Source organism: Kribbella sp. NPDC051586 (genome assembly GCF_044453965.1).
Taxonomy (GTDB): Bacteria; Actinomycetota; Actinomycetes; order Propionibacteriales; family Kribbellaceae; genus Kribbella.
The window spans coordinates 1,297,555-1,315,779 of record NZ_JBITDF010000002.1 but is presented as its reverse complement, the minus strand read 5'-3'; the positions used below and the strand labels follow the sequence as shown (position 1 = coordinate 1,315,779).

Sequence of the window (18,225 nt, the reverse complement as noted above, 5' to 3'; positions counted from 1 at the left end):
AGGCCTAGGGGCGGTAAGACCTACAGGAACTGTTTGTACTCCGATTGGGCGGAATCTCCCAGAGCTCAGCGCGGAAATGGAAACTTTTTGCCTAATGTTCGTGCGAACTCAGGGTTTGCCCGCGCAGCAGGAACCACGCCGCGACCGCGGTTGCCAGCAGTACTGCGGCGCCGACGCCGGCCGCGGTCGCGACGCCGTCCGCGAAGGATCGGCGGGCCGCGTCCAACAGGGCAGCGGCGGCTTCGGGTGGCAGATGAGCGGCAGCCTCCACTGCTCCGCCGAGCGATTCATGGGCGGCTTCCGGCGTACCGACCGGGCTCGGGAAGCCGCGATAGATGCCGATGACGATCGAGCCGAGCAGTGCGATACCAAGCGCCGCACCGAGCTCGTACGCCGTCTCGGACACCGCGCTCGCCGCTCCGGCCTGCTCCTTCGGTACCGCGGTCAAGATGACGTCGGCCGTCACCGTGAACGAGAGCCCGGCCCCGGCCCCGACCACCAGCAGCGCCGCCCCGAGCAACGGGTACCCGGTCGTGTGGCTGATCGTCGTGAGCGCAGCCAACGCCAGACCGATCGCAGCCAGACCGCCCGCGACAACCGCACGCACCGAGAACCGTCGCGCGACGCGGCCGGCGAGAAGACCTGCGACAACCGAGCCGATCGCGGCCGGAAGCTCCGCGAGTCCGGCCTCGATCGGCCGCCTGCCCTGCACCAACTGCAGGTACTGCGAGAGGAAGAAGATCAACCCGGACAGCCCAAGAATCGTGAGCAGATCCGCCAGAACGGCGCTGCTGAAACCGCGGCTGCGGAACAAGCGCAGGTCGAGCAACGGAATCGGCAGCCGACGCTGACGACGTACGAATCCATAGAGCCCGACCATGCCGACGAACCCGGCCGCGACCGCCACCCAGCCGAAGCCGTGCGCCGCGAACTCCTTGATCGCGTAGACGATGCCGATCATGCCGACCATCGACAGCACGACGCTGACCAGGTCCCACGGACCCGGCGCGGGGTTGCGCGACTCGGGCAAAAGCTTCGCGCCGACGACGACCAGAACCGCCATCACCGGCAGGTTGATCAGGAAGACCGAACCCCACCAGAAGTTCTCCAGCAGGACACCGCCGACGATCGGCCCGACCGCCATCCCGGCCGACGCGGCAGCGCCCCAGACCCCGATGGCGAGACTGCGCTCGCGCGGGTCGTGGAACAGGTTGCGGATCAACGCGAGCGTCGCCGGCATCAGCGTCGCACCGGCGACACCGAGCAGCGCCCGGGCGACGATCATCAACTCGGCCGAGTTCGCGTACGCGTTGAGCACGGAGATCGCGCCGAACGCCGTCGCGCCGATCAGCAGGATGCGCTTGCGGCCGATCCGGTCGCCCAGGCTGCCCATCGAGACGAGCAGTCCGGCGAGGACGAACGAATACGCGTCGCCGATCCACAGCAACTGCGTGCCCGACGGCTTCAGATCCTCTGTCAGGAACGGCGTGGCGAGGCCGAGGACCGTCGCGTCCACCGCAACGAGCAGCACAGCCAGTACGAGTACGCCGAGCGCCAGCCAGCGCCCCGGCCGGGTGACCTGCTGCTTCATTTCGTTCTCCGCACCGCGCCGCCGAGCAGCAACTCGGTGATGTTCGAGGTGAAGTCCCTGGAGGCGACCCGGCCCTCGGAGATCGCCCAGGCCGCGGAGACCAGCAATCCGTAGAGCGCCTCGCTCAACCAGACGGGGCTGAGGTCGATCCGGAACTCGCCGGCCTCCTGACCGCGCCGGAACAGCGCGACCATGCGGGCGTCCAGCCGGGCCCAGCCCTCGTGCTGCCCGTCACCTTCGAAGAGCTGGTTCTCGGAGTACAGGAACGCGAGCAGGCCGGCGGCCGGCTCCAGTTCTCGCACCAGCCGTCGCACCGCGTCCGAGGCCGGACCGTCGTCGATGCCTGCCTTGTCCACCGCGCTCTCGCACTCGGCGAGCCCGAGCTCCTCGAGCGCGCGCACCAGTGCGTCCCGCCCGGCGAACTGCCGGTTGAGCGTCGCGCGACTGATCCCGGCGGCCCGGGCGACCTCGTCCATCGTCGCCCCGGACTTCCGCATCAACAGTCCCGCGGCATCCCGCAGTACCCGCTCTCGATCCACAGACATGAGACAAGAATAACCCATTTGAGACATTCATGTCTCATGTCTAGCATTGGAGTCAGTATGCGGTATACGATCATCGCGAGCGGGCCGGTGTGACCGGGAATAAATCGGGACCGGATATACTTGCACCGTTTGTGGAGGGGAGTATTCCGCCACGGCAGTGTCGTCATCACGGGAGGCCTTGCGGCCGAACCGGTGCTGCCGGCCCAGGGTCACCTGGGTGGAAGAGACCTCCGGACCGAGCTAGCGGTATGCCCACGTCCGGAGGTTCGTTATGGTCTCTGTCATGCCACCCGTTGTCTGGGTGCTCACGATCATCGGGTTGCTCGCGATCGTCGCGTTCGACCTGGTCGTGATCGCGCGCCGCAACCACACCGTGACGATCAAGGACGCGACCCGGTGGGTGCTGTTCTACGTCGGCCTCGCGGGCCTCTTCGCGCTCGGCCTGTTCCTGTTCAGTCCGGCACAGAGCGGCAGCGAGTTCGTCGCCGGCTACATCACGGAGTACAGCCTCAGCGTCGACAACCTGTTCGTGTTCGTCATCATCATGGCGCGCTTCGCCGTGCCGAGCCTGGCGCAGGACAAGGTGCTGTACATCGGCATCGTGGTCTCGATGCTGCTGCGGGCGATCTTCATCCTGGCCGGCGCGGCGGCGATCTCGGCGGCGAGCTGGGTGTTCTACATCTTCGGCGCGTTCCTGGTCTATACCGCGGTCCGCCTGGCGCTCGAGGGCGAGAACGACGAGGCCGACTTCCAGGAGAACGCCGTACTGCGGGGGCTGCGCAAGGTCCTCCCGCTGTCGCACGACTACGACGGCGCCAAGCTGGCCACCCGGATCGACGGGCGCCGGATGCTGACGCCGCTGGTGATCGTGATCGCCGGGATCGGGATGGCGAACGTGATCTTCGCGCTCGACTCGATCCCGGCGATCTTCGGGCTCACCCAGGACGCCTACATCGTGCTGACCGCGAACGCGTTCGCGCTGATGGGCCTGCGGCAGCTGTACTTCCTGATCGGCGGCCTGCTGGAGCGGATCGTCTACCTGAACGTCGGCCTGTCCGTGATCCTCGCGTTCATCGGCGTGAAGCTGATCATCGAGGCGCTGCACGGCTCACACATCGACGACCTCGGCGCGATCCACCTGCCGCACATCGGCATCCTGACCTCGCTCGGCTTCATCATCGGCACCCTGTTCGTCACCACGGTCGCGAGCCTGATCAAGTCGTCGTACGACAACCGCCGCGAAGAGGTCCGCGTCAAGATCGACGACTGACCTCCTCGACGGGGATACGGCTTGCGTCCTTGAGCCGCAGGTACAACGCGGGGATCGGCGTCAGGATCACGCCCGACGCCAGCAGAGCCGCGCGGAGCGAGGAGCGGCCGACGGCGCCGAGGGGCGGGCCGCCGACGACCTGGCCGATCGCGTTCGCCTGGGACACCATCGAGATGACGGTGGCCCGCGAGCGGGAGTCGACGTGCCGGTTCAGCCAGGCGGACTCGATCGGGTAGGCGATCGTACCGGCGACGGTGTTCAGCCACATCGCCGCCAGCGCGAGCCAGAGGTTTCCGAGGAGCGCGAACCCGATCACGCCGGCGACCTGGAAAAGCGCGAGCGTCGCGAGGATGCCGGTCGGGTGGGTCGCCTGCAGCCGTTCGGGGGAGAACCGGTTGAGGGCGAGCGACGTACCCAGGGAGAGCAGCGTGCCGGCCAGCGCCAGCACCGTGAACCAGAAGGCCGGCTCCGACGTCCCGAACACGGTGGGGAAGGTGAAGGTCAGGATCTTCACCGACCACAGCCGGTCGAACGCCTCGCTCGACAGGCCGGCGATCAGGCTGATGATGACCAGCGTGCGGACGACGGGACGCCGGCGAGCCGCCTCGAGGCCGCTCTTGAACGTCTCGGCCATCTGCTTGAACGTTTCGCGCTCCTGTTTCGGGGTCCGGTGGAAGTTCTCCTCGCGCATGAGGACCGCGAGCGTCAGCGCGAGCAGGATCATCCCGGCCCCTGACAACACCATCGGCAGCGGCAGGCTGATCAGGCCGAGCGCTCCGGCGGAGATGATTCCGACGATCTTGCCGCCGAGCTCGAACTGCTGCGCCCGGACGAACACCGCCGCGGCGCGCTCGGTACCCACCTCGTCGGTGATCCAGGCCTGATCGGCGCCGGAGGTGAAGGTGAAGCCGACGCCCCACAGCACCTGCGCCGCGAGGATCGCCAGGAACGCGGGCACCAGGCCCTGGAGCAGGAAGCCGGCGCCGATCAGCACGAAGCCGATGATGATCGAGAGGCGACGGCTGTAGAGGTCGGCGACGATGCCGGTGGGGATCTCGAAGAGGAAGCAGGCGAGCTCGAGCGTGGTCCCGACCAGGACCATCTGCAGCGGGTTCAGGCCGGCGTCGCGGACGTAGTAGACCGCGTTCAGTGTGAAGGACAGGGCAGCGAGGAAGGACCAGGCCGCGTTGTAGCCGTAGAACGTCCGCGCGGGGTCGGCGGACCGGTAGACAGACATGCAGAAATGCTCCCGAAAGCGTGCGCGGGCATGACGAAGCGCGACCGGCGGTCAAACGCTTGCGTGACGCACAACAGCGGCCCGAACCGGGCCGCGGAGGTGCGCTTTCAGGAGCGGGTTCGCATGCCGCCCAGGGTAGAGCAGCCCCGGCGCGTCCGCCTCCGAATTTGCCGACCACAGGCGGTGATCCGGGGTACTATCGAAAGTGCCTGGCCCGGCCGTTCCCCCGTGATGGTCGGGTCAGGTTTTTCTCTGCGCAGCGTCGTCGAACCTGCGACCATGTCCGGATGCCTTTTCCCGGTAGTGACGTCCTCGGGGTCGACGTGGCCCGCCTCGAACCGACCCGACCGGGGGACGACGACTCGGCGGGGAACGGGAACTGGCATCTGTGGACCCGTGACGGTGAGCATCACATCCTCCGGCGGTACCACGTACTGCGGACCGAGACCGACCTCGCGTTCGAGACGAAGGTGCTCGAACACCTCACGGATCGTGGATGGTGCGTGCCCGCGAAGGTGGCCGGACCGGTTTGGTACGAGGGCCGGTTGTGGGCGGTCACGCGGTTCGTGCCGGGGCGGCCGTACGAAGGGGAGACGGTCGCGCAGCAGGGCGAGCGGGGCGAGCTGCTGGCGAGGTTGCACGCCGACCTGAGCGGGCTCGACCTGGGACCGCGGCCCGGGTACTTCCAGGCGGCTGATCTGGACGCGATGGGGGAGTTCCAGAGCTGGGACCGTGGCGTCGAACTGCTCCGGCGGGAGCATCCCGAGCTGGCCGGCCGGGCTTCGCGGGCGATGGACGACGCCAAGCGGTTGGTCGCCGAACACGACCTCCTCGGCCTGCCGCAGACGATCGTGCACGGGGACTTCGCGAGCTGGAACTTACATTTCGGCGACGACGGCCGGCTCGCCGGGGTGATCGACTTCGACCTCTGCCACCCGGACAGCCGCGCCTGGGAGTTCGTGATCGCCCGGCTGGATCTGGCGCCCGCGCTGCTGGCCGGATACCAGCGCGCAACCCCGGATCCGCTCAGTGAATCGGAGCTTGCCGCGATCGAGCCGCTACAGATCGTGCTCCAGGTCCTGATGGTGATGGCGGGGCTGTGGAACGGGCAGCACAGCGGGCACTTCGACAAGGCGATGATCACCCGGCATCTGGACAAAGCCAGGTCTTGACACAAGCCCTGACGGGCGGGTTGACTGCGATATAGTTAACAGAAGAAATAAAGTGTGGATCGGTCCGGTGTCGGTGGCTCAGAGCGACCCCGGGCGTGATCGGCGTGTGCCCGGATCCGGTGGCTGGCCATCGGATCATGTGGCGTTTCCTGGCCGCTCATTGCTGCAGGCAACTTCGTATATGCCTTGTTTTGCAAGGGGTTTGAGCGACTCGGTCACCGTCCGGTATCGACCGGGCCGGGAACTCTTCCGCTCCGGCGGGGTTGTGTGTCATCCTCCGGGATAGCGAAACCCGAGATCCTATCGGATATCGGTTCCACTCCAGCGCGTGAGGGAAAGGATGCGGAGTGAGCGCAACCTTCGAGGTGAAACCGGCGCCGGCGCCAGCGGCGTCGCGGGCAGGTGAGACGACTGCCCGGAAGCCACCGCGAACGTCCCGCCGGACCCAGGCCGGGCGAAGCCTGCGGCGGCATTGGCAGCTCTACCTGCTGATCGTCGTACCGCTCGCGTACTTCGTCATCTTCAAGTACATCCCGATCGCCAACGCGGTGATCGCGTTCAAGGACTACAGCCCGGTCAAAGGCCCGTGGGGCAGCGACTGGGTCGGGTTCAAGAACTTCGAGCTGTTCTTCCAGAACCCGGTGTTCTGGACGCTGGTGAAGAACACCTTCCTGCTGTCGGTCTACACGGTGCTGGCCAGCTTCCCGATCCCGATCATCCTGGCGATCGCGCTGAACGAGATCCGCAACGGCCGATTCAAGAAGACCGTCCAGCTGGTCACGTACGCGCCGTACTTCATCTCGACCGTCGTGGTGGTCTCGATGACGATCCTGGTGCTGTCGCCGCGGCTCGGGTTCGTGAACGACGCGATCGGCCTGTTCGGCGTCCCGCAGATCGACTTCCTCGGCAAGCCGGACTACTTCCGGCACATCTACGTCTGGTCCGACGTCTGGCAGACCACCGGGTACTCCGCGGTGATCTACCTGGCCGCACTCTCCGGGATCGACCCGGCGCTGCACGAGTCGGCCCGGATCGACGGCGCCAGCCGGCTGCAGCGGATCCGGCACGTCGACCTGCCCGGGATCATGCCGACCGCGGTGATCATCCTGGTGCTCGGCGTCGGCAACATCATGTCGATCGGGTTCGAGAAGGCGTTCCTGCTGCAGAACCCGCTGAACACCGCGCAGTCGGAGATCATCGCCACCTACGTCTACAAGACGGGCCTGCTGAACGCGGACTTCAGCATGGCGACCGCCATCGGGCTCTTCAACTCGGTGATCAACCTCTTCCTGCTGCTCGGCGTGAACTTCGCCGCCAAGCGCATCACCGGAAACGGACTCTGGTCATGAGTATCACGTTGCAAGGATTCCGGCGTACGGCGTCGCGCCCGGAGGGCTCGAAGCGGACCGCGATCGAGGAGACGCGGACCGACAAGATCTTCCTGGCCGGCGTGAAGATCATGCTCTGGCTGGCGCTGATCCTCGTCGCGGTCCCGCTGATCTACATCGTCGCGAACTCGTTCAGCAGCCCGTCGGCGGTGAGTGCGGGACGAGTGCTGTTCTGGCCGATCGAGCCGAGTATCCGCGCGTACAAAGAGGCGTTCAGCGATCCGCTGATCATGAAGGGCTACCTGAACTCGTTCATCTACGCGATCGGCGGGACCCTGATCAGCGTCACGCTGACGATCGCGATCGCGTACCCGCTGTCCCGCCGGACGTTCTTCGGCCGGAACGTGATCATGAGCGTGCTGATCTTCACCATGCTGTTCTCCGGCGGCCTGATCCCGACGTACCTCGTGGTCCAGGACCTCGGGATGCTGAACACCCGCTGGGCGATGGTGATCCCGAGCGCGATCGGCGTCTGGCAGGTGATCATCGCGCGGACGTTCTTCCGCTCGTCGATCCCGGACGAGCTGTACGAGGCGGCCACCCTGGACGGCGCGAGTGACCTGCGCTTCCTCTGGTCGGTCGTGATCCCGCTGTCCAAGCCGGTGATCGCGGTGATCGCGCTGATGTACGCGATCTTCCAGTGGAACAGCTACTTCGACGCACTGATCTATCTCAAGGACCCCGGTCTGTACCCGCTGCAGATCGTGCTCCGCAACGTGCTGATCCTGAACACCCTCACCGGATCCACCACCACGACGAACCTGGCCCAGCAGCTCGAACAGCAGCAGCTGGCCAACGTCCTCAAGTACGCGCTCATCGTCATCTCGAGCCTGCCCGTACTGATCATCTACCCGTTCGTCGCCCGCCACTTCACCAAGGGCGTGATGGTCGGCGCGGTCAAGGGCTGAGCCACGAGGCCCGGCCCACTTCAGAGAGGAACACAGCAATGCGCTCATCCGTGAGCAAGGTCGTCGCGCTGGCGGCCGCCGGCGCGCTCGCCCTGGCGGCGTGCAGCTCGGACAAATCGTCCAAGGGAGCGGCGAACGAGACCTCGGCCGACGGCAAGGTCGTCATCGACACGTTCACGCCGTCGGACTCCAGCACCAACCTGACCACCAACGCGGTCACCAAGATCATCAGCGACAAGTTCAAGATCCAGTTCCGGTGGCAGACCACGACGTACGACGCGGGGCCGGCCAAGGAGAAGCGGCAGATCGCGCTGGCCAGCGGCGACTACCCGGACCTGTTCTTCCTGATCCCGTGGGTCGACGCGTTCACCCAGGCCGAGGTGCTCAAGCTCGGCCAGCAGGGCGTCGCGGTGCCGCTCGAGGACCTGATCAAGGAGAACGCGCCGAATATCCAGAAGGTGCTCGACACCAACAAGGAATACAAACAGATGGCGACCGCGCCCGACGGTCACATCTACGCGCTGCCGCAGTGGGCCGACTGCTTCCACTGCACCTACCCGGACAAGCTGTGGATCAACAGCACCTGGCTGAAGAAACTCGGCCTGCAGGTGCCCAAGACCACCGATGATCTGCGCAAGGTGCTCGAGGCGTTCAAGACCAAGGACCCGAACGGCAACGGCAAGGCCGACGAGATCCCGATGACCACCGACGTCCAGGACAGCAGCCTGATCGCGTACCTGATGAACGCGTTCTCCTACGACCCGGTCGGCGCGAACAACGGCGTGCGGTCGCTGCTCACGCTGAACGGCGACAAGGTCGTCACGCCGGTCGCCTCCGACCAATGGAAAGAAGGCCTGAAGTACATCCACGGCCTCTACAAGGACGGTCTGATCGACCAGGCGGCGTTCACCCAGAACGCACAGGCGTTGCAGGCCCAGGGCAACAACCCCAAGGCGGTCACGCTGGGTTCGGTGCCGGTGCTGTGGCCGGGCATCTTCGTCCAGCTGGACTCGAAGGACGGCCGCGACAAGCAGTACGACTCCGTACCGCCGCTGACCGGTCCCGAGGGCAAGAGCTACACCGGGTACAACCACCCGACCTCGACCGGCTACACGTTCATGCTGACCAACAAGGCCAGCAAGGAGGCCCAGGTCGCGGCGATCAAGATGCTCGACTGGATCTACAGCGACGAGGGTCAGATGATCACCAACATGGGCCCGGAGGGTGTCGGCTGGACCAAGCCGGCCGCCGGTGACATCGCGCTCGACGCGAGCACGAAGCCGCTGTACAAGCCGGCCCAGAACGCGCCGAAGAACATCAACTGGGGTGCGCTCGGTCAGTACAACAACACGCTGGCCTACCGCAACGCGCAGGTCGTGCCGAAGGACATCTACAGCGGCGCCGGCCTCGAGCGGCGGCTGTGGGACGCGACCAAGCAGTACGAGGGACATGTCGACAAGTCGCAGTGGTTCCCGCAGGCGTTCATGTGGCCGGACCCGAGCCTGAGCGGGGAGATCGCCACGCTGCAGACCAACCTGAACAACTACGTGAACCAGAACCAGTTGGCGTTCATCACCGGTTCGAAGAACATCGACACCGACTGGGACGCGTACGTGAAGGGTCTCGAGAGCACCGGCATGCCGCGGTACCTGGAGATCAACCAGCAGGCCTACGACAAGTACAAGGCCGGGAACAAGTAACTTGTCCGATCTCCTGTGGTTCCGCACCCCCGCACCGGACTGGTTCGAGGCGTTGCCGGTGGGCAACGGTCATCTCGGCGCGAAGGTGTTCGGCCGGGTCGCCGACGAGCGGATCGCGCTCAACCTCGACGACGTCTGGTCCGGCGACGGTCCGCGCACGCTGACCGTCCCGGACGGCCCGGCGGTGCTGGCCGACGTACGCCGGTTGCTGACCGCAGGTGATCAGCTGGCGGCCACCGAGCGGACCCGGGCGTTGCAGGGTCCGCTGGTCGAGTCGTACCAGCCGCTCGCCGACCTGCTTGTCCGGTCGGCGGGCGTGGGTGCGGACTACACGCGAAGTTTGGATCTGCGCACCGGGATCGTCGCCGTCGAGTACTCGATCGACGGCGTACGGTTCCGGCGCGAGACGTACGTGTCCACGCCGGACCAGGTGATGGTGTGGACGATCACGGCCGACCGGCCGGGTGCTGTCGATCTCGAGCTCTCGCTGGAGAGTCGGCATCCGGTCCGGCCGTCGGTTGCCGACGGCACCTACGGGGTGGTCGGGCATGCACCGTCGGATCTGACGATCGAGTATCGGGACAGTCCGGATCCGATCCGGTACGAGGAAGGGCGCGGCATCGGCTTCGGTGTCGCGCTGCGGGCTCTGGCTGTCGGCGGGACGGTTGCGACGTCGGATGCCGGCGTTGTGGTGCGTGGGGCCGACAGCGTGACGGTGTTGTTGTCGGCGGCAAGCACGTTCGCCGGGTGGTCTGAGTCGCCGGGGCGCGATCCTCTGGTTGCTTTGCGTGCTGCGGTTGCGACGCTGGATTCGGTTGCTGTGGACAAGCTTCGTGAGCGCCACGTCGAGGATCATGTGGCGTTGTACGACCGTTGCTCGCTTTCGTTGGGCGCTGGGCAAAGTGGGTTACCGACCGACGAGCGGATCACGGCGGTTGCTGCCGGGGGCAATGATCCGGATCTGGTCGCGCTGACGTTCAACCTCGGCCGGTACCTGCTGATGGCGTCCTCCCGCCCTGGGACGCAGGCGGCAAACCTGCAGGGCATCTGGAACCAGGATCGCCGGCCGATGTGGGCCAGCGACTGGACCAACAACATCAATACCCAGATGAACTACTGGCCGGCCGACCTGACCGGTCTTCCGGAGTGTTTCGATCCCTTCGTGGACTTGTTGGAGGGCCTGGCGTCGTCGGGCGCCGAGACGGCGCGGATTCTGTACGACGCTCCCGGGTGGGTGTGCCACCACAACTCGGACATCTGGCGGGCGACCTGGCCGGTGGGTGCGGGTGGTGACGATCCCGTCTGGGCGATGTGCGCGACGTGTGGGGTGTGGTTGATGGCGCATCTGATGGAGCACTACCGGTTCACGGTGGACGTGGACTTCCTGCGGGACCGTGCGTACCCGTTGATCGCCGGCGCTGCGGAGTTCGTGCTGTCGATGCTCGTGGACGACGGCGAGCGGTTGCAGTTCATCCCGTCGACGGCTCCGGAACACCATTTCCTCCTGCCGTCCGGTGCGAAGGCGTCGGTCGACCTCACGTCGACGTACGACATCTGGCTGATCCGCGAACTGTTCGCGAACCTGATCGAGGCCTCCGCGGTCCTCGGGCTGTCCTCGGACCTGCTCACCCGGGCCGCCGCTGCGCGTGATCGTCTGCCTGCGGTGCGGGTGACGCCGGACGGGCGGCTGTACGAATGGCCGACGGACTGGCAGCCGTCCGAGCCGCAGCACCGGCACCAGTCGCATCTGTACGGGTTGTATCCGGGCGCCGAGATCGATCCGGAGCGTACGCCGGAGTGGGCCGCGGCTGCTCGTGCTTCGTTGGAGTTGCGTACCGCGGGCGCGACCAACGGTGGGTGGACCGCGGCGTGGCTGGTCGCGTTGTGGGCAAGGCTGTTCGAGCCGGATCGCGCGGCGGCGGTCATCCAGGACTACCTGACTCGGTTGGTGTCGGACAACCTGCTGCACCGCGACGGCGACATCTTCCAGATCGACGCCAACTTCGGCATGACCGGCTGCATCCCGGAACTCTTGCTGCAGAGTCACACCGACCTGATCCGCGTCCTTCCGGCGCTGCCCTCCGACTGGCCCGATGGGTCGTTCCGCGGCCTGCGTGCCCGGGGAGGGCTGTCGTTCGACGTCGCTTGGAAGGACGGGGCGCTGACGGAGGTCGTCGTCCGCGCGACGCAGGACGGCACATACCGGATCGCGCTGAGTGCAGACCGAGTCGTCACCGTCACGCTCGGAGCCGGCGAGCAACGGGGCCTTGTCAGGACAGAATCTGGACCTGGTTAGGGCTACCTAACTTCGGTTGTTGTAGGGTCGGCTTCTGTGAGGAAACTGATCGGGATCGTCGTGTCGGCCGCCGTGCTGGTTGTGGCCGGATGTGGTGGTGGCGACACCAAGAGTGCCGACACGGGCGTGGGGGACAAGGACGTCGCGACCGGCGGGCGGCTGTTCAAGACCGCTGACGCCGAGACGGCGAAACTCGGCTCGGACGCCGCGCCCGGCGCGTTCCCGCGGACCCTCAAGGGCGCGCTCGGCGAGACCAAGATCCCGGCGAAGCCGTCCCGCGTGGTCGTTCTCGACAGCGGTGAGCTGGACGACGTGCTCGCCCTGGGCATCACCCCGGTCGGCATGGCGACGACCGCGGGGCAGAACGGCGTACCGTCGTACCTCGCCGACAAGGCGCAGGGCATCAAGACCGTCGGCGGGATCAGCGAGCTGAACCTCGAGGCGATCGCCGCGCTCAAGCCGGACCTCATCCTCGGCAGCAAGCTGCGGGCCAACGACCTGTACGACAAGCTCAGCGCGATCGCGCCGACGGTGTTCAGCATCCGGCCCGGGTTCCCGTGGAAGGAGAACTTCCTGCTGGTCGCGGACGCGGTCGGCGAGGAGGAGAAGGCGACCGGGATCCTGAACGACTACCAGAAGCGCGCCAACGACGTGAAGTCGAAGGTGCAGGGCTCGCCGACGATCTCGCTGGTCCGGTTCCGGCCGGGGGAGATCCGGCTGTACGGGAACCTGTCGTTCATCGGCGTGATCCTGAAGGACATCGGACTGCCGCGGCCGAAGATCCAGGACGTGCAGGACCTCGCGGTCGAGGTGTCGCAGGAGAACATCGGCAAGGCCGCCGGCGATTGGATCTTCTACTCCAGCTACGGCAAACCCGACACCACCGACGAGAACAGGGTCGTCAACGGCAACCTGTGGAAGGCCCTGCCGGCGGTGAAGGCAGGCAAGTCGGCCCGCGTTGACGACGAGGTCTGGTTCCTGGGCCTGGGCCCGCTGGGCGCCATGGACGTCCTGGATGACCTCGAGAAGCTGCTCGGTCCTAAGGGGTAGTCAGGGGTTCTGGACGGTGTAGTGGAGGTTGACTACGCCGCTGGTGAAGTGGTGTTCGTCGGTCAGGGTCAGTTGGGTTTGGAGCCCGCTGGGCAGGGCGGGCTTGCCGCCGCCGACTGTCACCGGGTTCAGGACCAGGTGGATCTCGTCGACGAGGCCCGCCAGGAGAGCTTGGCCGCCCAGATCCGCGCCGCCGATGCTCAGGTCGGCAGCGGACGAGTTCTTCAACTGCTGCACGGACTCGGCGGTGAACTCACGTTCGAGGCGTGTTCTCGCGCTGGTGACCGCGTCAAGCGTCCGCGAGTACACGATCTTGTCGGCGGACTGCCAGATGTTCGCATAGTCCTGGCTCACCGGCGAGTGGTCGACCGCGGTCTCCCAGTAGACCATCGTGTCGTACATCCGGCGCCCGTACAGGTAGGTGCCGATCGGGCGCTCCAGTTCGTTCACGAAGGCGTGCACCTCGGCATCCGGTGCCGCCCAGGCGAATCCGCCCTCCGCGTCCTCGACGTACCCGTCGAGTGAAGTGATCGCGGAGTAGATGAGCTTGGCCATCTCAGTTCCCTTCGACGGGGAGCAGGTCGCGTTCGGCGAAGATCTTCTTGGCTGCCGAGATCGCGTTGAGGGCGCGGGGGAACCCGGCGTACCCGGCCGCGTGGGTGAAGGTTTCGACGATCTCGGTCGGCGTCAGGCCGACGTTCAGCGACGTGCGGATGTGGACCTCGAGCTGCGGTTCGCAGCCGCCCAGTGCGGTCAGGATGCCGAGCGTGACGAGCTGGCGTTGCTTGGGATCGAGACCGGCGCGCGAGTAGATGTCGCCGAACCCGAACGCGACGATGTGGTGGGCCATGGCCGGCGCGATGTCGGCGAGGCTGTCCATCACACCGGCGGCCGAGCCGCCGTCGACCGCGTTGAGTACCTCGAGACCACGTTCGTACCGGACCTGCTCTTCGGGGCTGTTGATGTCGGGAGCCGTCATGGACCCGACGCTAACCCGCGAGCCGTTCAAGAGGCGGGTGGTCGGTCGCTGACGCGGCCGCGGTTGGTGACCTGGACGTGGGGAGCTCGTTGGGCGACGGCGTTGGCCAGGGCGTCGTACTGGAGCGGCCGGCCGAGGATCTCGTGGGTGCCGGGCCACGGGCACGACGGTCCCCAGGCCCTCGTACTGCGGGGGAGGGCGCTCTCGTCCAGCAACATCACCACCAGGCGTGGCTCCCAGATCTCGTCGCCCTCGCCGTTGACCTCGTGCCGCTCCAGCCGGCACACGCCGCGGATCTGCCCCCAGGGGATCGTGCGAGGCTGCTCACCGCCCAGGTAGATCCCCGCGTCGTCAACAGTCAGCAGTACGTCGTCGTCGTCCTCTTCGCGCCGTTCCTCCAGCGCTGTGATCGCCCCCACCAGCAACAGGATCGGCAACCCGACCCCGAGGATCAGCGGCGTACCGCCCCAGGCCAGCCACACCGCCTCCAGCGGCTCGCGCACAGACGCACCGCGGATGGCCTGCACCACGACGATCCCCAAGGTCAGCGCGACCATCACGCCGAAGACCACGGTGCCCAGCGCGAGCGCGGTCGTCGTGGTCCCCAGACCGTGGCGTTTGACGACGAACGGCTCGCTGAGCTGCTGCGCTGACGGCATACGGGCCATACGGGAATTGTCGGTGCTGTCCATCCAGGGCACCAGAGCTCTCACGAATTCCTCATCAGAACGGTCGGATCGGTCCTCCGGACGGATGAAATCGCCGTCCCTGACCCGGCATGGACTTTGGTCCGGCCCCGGTGTCCGCAACAATCGCTGCATGCCGGACCGCCAGACCGCAGTCGCCACCCGCAAACCGCCGCCGTCGCGCAGCAGCGCGCGACGGCGTAAGAAGGGCGGTATGTGGCGGCGTGGCTGGTTCATCGCGGTGCTGGCGATACTGTCGGCCGCGACGCTGGTGTTCCACCGCTACGTGCCGAACTCGGTCGGCAATCTCGGCAGTCTGCTCGACACGTTCCTGCCGTGGGTCGGCCTCGCCGTTCCGGTCCTCGCTGTGGCAGCCCTGGTACGGCGTTCCGTGACGGCGGCTGTCGCCCTCCTGGTCCCCGCGCTCATCTGGGGGGTGATGTTCGGCGATCTGCTGCTGCCGGGCAAGGGCGCCGGCGGCGCGTACGACCTGCGGGTGCTGACCCACAACGTCGACGCCGCCAACCCGGACCCGAAGGCGACCGCGAGCGACCTGCTCGGCGCGGACGCGGACGTGATGGCCCTGGAGGAGATCACGGCAGCGGACCTCAAGGTCTACAAGGCCGCGTTCGCCGCGAAGTACCCGTACCAGGTGTCCCGGGACACGGTCGCGCTCTGGTCGAAGTACCCGGTGGTCGAGACCAAGTCGGTCGACGTCGGCTTCGCGTGGACCCGCGCGCTCCGGGCCGAGGTCAGTACGCCGGAGGGCAAGGTCGCGGTGTACGTCGCCCATCTCGCCTCCGTGCGCGTCGGCACCAGCGGCTTCACCTCGGATCAGCGCAACGACACGATCAAGGCGCTCGGGCGGCAGATCGCCGACGAGCAACTGGCGGGTGTGATCGTGATGGGCGACTTCAACGGTACGGCGAACGATCGCAGCCTCGCCCCGCTGACGACCGGACTGCGCTCGGCGCAAGGCGCGGCCGGCACCGGGTTCGGATTCACCTGGCCGTCGAAGTTCCCGATGGCCCGCATCGACCACATCCTGGTGCGCGGCGTCACGCCCACCAAGGCCTGGGTGATGAAGCCCACCGGCAGCGACCACCGCCCCGTCGTCGCCGAGCTACGCATCTGACGCGATCCCCTTGCGATAGGCGTACCGGACCGCTTCCGCACGGTGCCGGGCGCCGATCTTCGCGAACGTGTTGTTGATGTGCGTCTTCACGGTCGCCTCGCTGATGAACAGCTGCCCCGCGATCTCCGGGTTGCTCAGTCCCTGCGCGATCAACCGCAGTACCTCGGTCTCCCGGGCGGTCAGCCCGTCGTTGCCAGGATCGGATGGTGTCAGCCCGGCGATCAGCCGCTTCGACACCTCCGGGTCGAACGTGGACTGCCCGGCCGCGGTCGACCGCAGCGCGGCACCGATCTCGGCGCGGCCGGCGTCCTTGGTGAGGTACCCGCGAGCACCGGCCCGGAGCGCGTTCCCGATCGAGGCGTCGTCGGCGTACGTCGTCAGCACGAGTACGGCGACCGCCGGGAAGCCGGAGGTGATCCGCGCGGTCGCCTGCGTGCCGTCGAGCACCGGCATGCGCAGATCCATCAACACCACGTCCACGTTGCCCTCGGCAACCAGAGCGACGGCCTCGACACCGTTGGCCGCCGCGCCCACGACCTCCACGCCGTCGATCAGGCCGAGCAGCGCCACGAGACCCTCCCGCACGACCTGCTGATCGTCCGCCACCACCACCCGGATCGCGTCACTCATCAGGCACCTCCGCCACCACGAGCCAGTCGTCGCCGTCCGGCCCCGCCGTCAACGTCCCACCGACCAACGCCAGCCGCTCCCGCATCCCAGTGAGTCCGAACCCTTCGCCTCGAGTCGCACCCTTGTTCCGCACCGTCACTCTGACCCCGTCCGCAGCGGCAAGCTCCAGCTCCACCGGCTGTCCAGGTGCGTGCTTGGCCGCATTCGTCAGCGCTTCCCGAGCAGCGTTGAGCAGGGCAACCGTCACACCGGAGTCCGTCCGCGTCACCGGACCGGTGACGCTCACCCGAACCGGCGTACCGTGGTCGTTTTCGTGCTGTTCCCCGAGCGAGCGAACCGCCTGCGCCAGGTCCGGCACCTCATCGGCCCGCAGCGCCGCCACCGCGTTCCGTGCCTCCGACAGCCCTTGTACGGCGAGCCGTCGCGAACGCCGTACCCGCTCCAATGCGCCAGCCGTATCGCCACGCTCGTCGAGGAGCGCCTCCGCCACCTCGAGCTGGACGCTCAACGCACCGAGCGAGTGGGCGAGAACGTCGTGCAGATCGCGCGCGATCCGGCCCCGCTCCTCCAGCGTCGCCGCCCGGGCGTGTTCGCTCTGTGCCAGCCGGGTCTGTTCGAGCAGCTGCTCGGTCTGCCGCGCCTGCACCTCGTACTGCCGCCGGTTGAGACCGAAGGCGACGAGTACGGCGGTCCACAGCAGCTGGGTGAAGTACCAGGCATCCGACTGGTCGAACAACCACGCCGACCCCGCGTACGCCGCCGCGACACCGATGCTCGCGGCAATGATCGGCCGATTGCCCCGTCGGCCGAAGTCGATCACGGCGATGTCGGTGATCCCGACCAGCACCAGGGCCAGCGAGTTCGACTGCGGGTAGCCCGCGATCAGGGCATTGCCGACCGCGACGACGCCCAGCAGCGCGAGAGCGGCGTACGGGCGAGACGCCATCAGCACCGACCCGACTCCGAAGACGGCAAAGCTCACGCCGAGCACGCCCCAGACCCAGGCGTCCGCGGGGCGCGCGGTGGCCAGCACGGCGACCACGACGCCCGCGGTGAGGACCCGGCCGACCCAGCCACTCTCGCCGTGCGGCCGCGTCGGCAGCACCGCCTTCAGGTTCACCGGGTGCTGTACTCCTCTGCGTCGCGTTGGGCCTTGCTCTGGATGACCACGGACTGAGTCAACAGGTTCGCACCCATCGAGACCATCAGCGCCGGGCCGCCGGAGACCGACGCCCCGAGCAGATGCCCGATTCCCGCCAGGCCGAGCCGGATGACCAGGTAGGCCACCATGATGCCGAGTCCAGGCATGCCGAGGCGGAAGAACACCTTCCCGGCGCGCCGTTCGACCTGGGCGACCCGTCCGGAGGCGGTCCCGGCGATCAGTGCGACCGCGGCGCCGATGACCAGCAACGTGACGTCGATGACGCCCATACCGGTGTGCCGGTCGTACAGCTGGTAGACCCCGGCCCCCATCAGCACCAGCGGCCCGCGCCAGACGTCGGTGTCGGAGTTCTCCAGCTCGGACCAGGACAGCCGGCGGGCGAGCACGACGACCACGACCGCGATGACGACGAGTGCGTTGGGTAACGTTCCGAAGCTCATGTCACGGACGGTAGGTCTGCCGGCTCCTGGTACAGG

General features: G+C 67.1%; 17 protein-coding genes. 8 read left to right on the top strand and 9 right to left on the bottom strand.

Features of this window, described 5'->3' with window-relative positions; all coding sequences use genetic code 11:
- Nucleotides 1-91: 91 nt before the first annotated feature.
- Nucleotides 92-1,591, bottom strand: a complete 1,500-nt coding sequence (locus ACIA58_RS16570) for an MFS transporter (RefSeq protein WP_396404510.1) — start codon at nucleotides 1,589-1,591, stop codon at nucleotides 92-94.
- Complete coding sequence (locus ACIA58_RS16565; protein WP_396404509.1) at nucleotides 1,588-2,136, bottom strand: TetR/AcrR family transcriptional regulator; 549 nt, start codon at nucleotides 2,134-2,136, stop codon at nucleotides 1,588-1,590. The genes ACIA58_RS16570 and ACIA58_RS16565 overlap by 4 nt, the downstream gene beginning before the upstream one ends.
- Before the next feature lie 283 nt (nucleotides 2,137-2,419).
- Here ACIA58_RS16565 and ACIA58_RS16560 point away from each other — a divergent pair, with 283 nt between their 5' ends.
- Nucleotides 2,420-3,406: a TerC/Alx family metal homeostasis membrane protein gene (locus tag ACIA58_RS16560; RefSeq protein WP_396404508.1), complete on the top strand. Its 987-nt coding sequence runs from the start codon at nucleotides 2,420-2,422 to the stop codon at nucleotides 3,404-3,406.
- Here ACIA58_RS16560 and ACIA58_RS16555 read toward each other — a convergent pair.
- Entirely contained in the window at nucleotides 3,390-4,643 is a 1,254-nt protein-coding gene (locus tag ACIA58_RS16555; RefSeq protein WP_396404507.1) for an MFS transporter, read from the bottom strand. The genes ACIA58_RS16560 and ACIA58_RS16555 overlap by 17 nt on opposite strands.
- A gap of 287 nt (nucleotides 4,644-4,930) precedes the next feature.
- Here ACIA58_RS16555 and ACIA58_RS16550 point away from each other — a divergent pair, with 287 nt between their 5' ends.
- From ACIA58_RS16550 to ACIA58_RS16525, 6 genes are all read left to right on the top strand, one after another.
- The gene (locus ACIA58_RS16550; protein WP_396404506.1) at nucleotides 4,931-5,815 is read left to right on the top strand and encodes a phosphotransferase enzyme family protein; all 885 of its coding nucleotides are present in this window, start codon (nucleotides 4,931-4,933) and stop codon (nucleotides 5,813-5,815) included.
- Nucleotides 5,816-6,162: 347 nt separating this feature from the next.
- The gene (locus tag ACIA58_RS16545) at nucleotides 6,163-7,164 is read left to right on the top strand and encodes an ABC transporter permease (RefSeq protein WP_396404505.1); all 1,002 of its coding nucleotides are present in this window, start codon (nucleotides 6,163-6,165) and stop codon (nucleotides 7,162-7,164) included.
- Nucleotides 7,161-8,111, top strand: a complete 951-nt coding sequence (locus ACIA58_RS16540; RefSeq protein ID WP_396404504.1) for a carbohydrate ABC transporter permease — start codon at nucleotides 7,161-7,163, stop codon at nucleotides 8,109-8,111. Before ACIA58_RS16545 ends, ACIA58_RS16540 begins: the two co-directional genes overlap by 4 nt.
- A gap of 38 nt (nucleotides 8,112-8,149) precedes the next feature.
- On the top strand, nucleotides 8,150-9,811 hold the full coding sequence (locus tag ACIA58_RS16535; RefSeq protein WP_396404503.1) for an ABC transporter substrate-binding protein: 1,662 nt from the start codon (nucleotides 8,150-8,152) through the stop codon (nucleotides 9,809-9,811).
- A gap of 1 nt (nucleotide 9,812) precedes the next feature.
- Nucleotides 9,813-12,107 (top strand): glycosyl hydrolase family 95 catalytic domain-containing protein, encoded by a 2,295-nt coding sequence (locus tag ACIA58_RS16530; RefSeq protein WP_396404502.1) that lies wholly within the window; start codon nucleotides 9,813-9,815, stop codon nucleotides 12,105-12,107.
- A 36-nt stretch (nucleotides 12,108-12,143) separates the two neighbouring features.
- Nucleotides 12,144-13,157: an ABC transporter substrate-binding protein gene (locus tag ACIA58_RS16525; RefSeq protein WP_396404501.1), complete on the top strand. Its 1,014-nt coding sequence runs from the start codon at nucleotides 12,144-12,146 to the stop codon at nucleotides 13,155-13,157.
- Here ACIA58_RS16525 and ACIA58_RS16520 read toward each other — a convergent pair whose 3' ends face one another.
- The 3 genes from ACIA58_RS16520 to ACIA58_RS16510 are packed head-to-tail and all read right to left on the bottom strand — an operon-like array spanning nucleotide 13,158 to nucleotide 14,804.
- Nucleotides 13,158-13,712 (bottom strand): dihydrofolate reductase family protein, encoded by a 555-nt coding sequence (locus tag ACIA58_RS16520; protein WP_396404500.1) that lies wholly within the window; start codon nucleotides 13,710-13,712, stop codon nucleotides 13,158-13,160. It abuts the gene before it with no gap.
- A gap of 1 nt (nucleotide 13,713) precedes the next feature.
- The gene (locus ACIA58_RS16515) at nucleotides 13,714-14,136 is read right to left on the bottom strand and encodes a carboxymuconolactone decarboxylase family protein (protein ID WP_396404499.1); all 423 of its coding nucleotides are present in this window, start codon (nucleotides 14,134-14,136) and stop codon (nucleotides 13,714-13,716) included.
- A 26-nt stretch (nucleotides 14,137-14,162) separates the two neighbouring features.
- Entirely contained in the window at nucleotides 14,163-14,804 is a 642-nt protein-coding gene (locus tag ACIA58_RS16510; RefSeq protein ID WP_396404498.1) for a hypothetical protein, read from the bottom strand.
- Between the two features lie 232 nt (nucleotides 14,805-15,036).
- Here ACIA58_RS16510 and ACIA58_RS16505 point away from each other — a divergent pair, with 232 nt between their 5' ends.
- Nucleotides 15,037-15,957 (top strand): endonuclease/exonuclease/phosphatase family protein, encoded by a 921-nt coding sequence (locus tag ACIA58_RS16505; protein ID WP_396404988.1) that lies wholly within the window; start codon nucleotides 15,037-15,039, stop codon nucleotides 15,955-15,957.
- Here ACIA58_RS16505 and ACIA58_RS16500 read toward each other — a convergent pair.
- From ACIA58_RS16500 to ACIA58_RS16490, 3 genes are read right to left on the bottom strand one after another with little or no spacing between them, the layout of a single operon-like run.
- Nucleotides 15,946-16,587 (bottom strand): response regulator, encoded by a 642-nt coding sequence (locus ACIA58_RS16500; RefSeq protein WP_396404497.1) that lies wholly within the window; start codon nucleotides 16,585-16,587, stop codon nucleotides 15,946-15,948. The genes ACIA58_RS16505 and ACIA58_RS16500 overlap by 12 nt on opposite strands.
- The gene (locus ACIA58_RS16495) at nucleotides 16,580-17,707 is read right to left on the bottom strand and encodes a sensor histidine kinase (protein WP_396404496.1); all 1,128 of its coding nucleotides are present in this window, start codon (nucleotides 17,705-17,707) and stop codon (nucleotides 16,580-16,582) included. The genes ACIA58_RS16500 and ACIA58_RS16495 overlap by 8 nt, the downstream gene beginning before the upstream one ends.
- A complete protein-coding gene (locus ACIA58_RS16490; RefSeq protein WP_396404495.1) occupies nucleotides 17,704-18,189 on the bottom strand; it encodes a hypothetical protein in 486 nt (161 codons plus the stop codon). Before ACIA58_RS16490 ends, ACIA58_RS16495 begins: the two co-directional genes overlap by 4 nt.
- Between the last annotated feature and the right edge of the window lie 36 nt (nucleotides 18,190-18,225).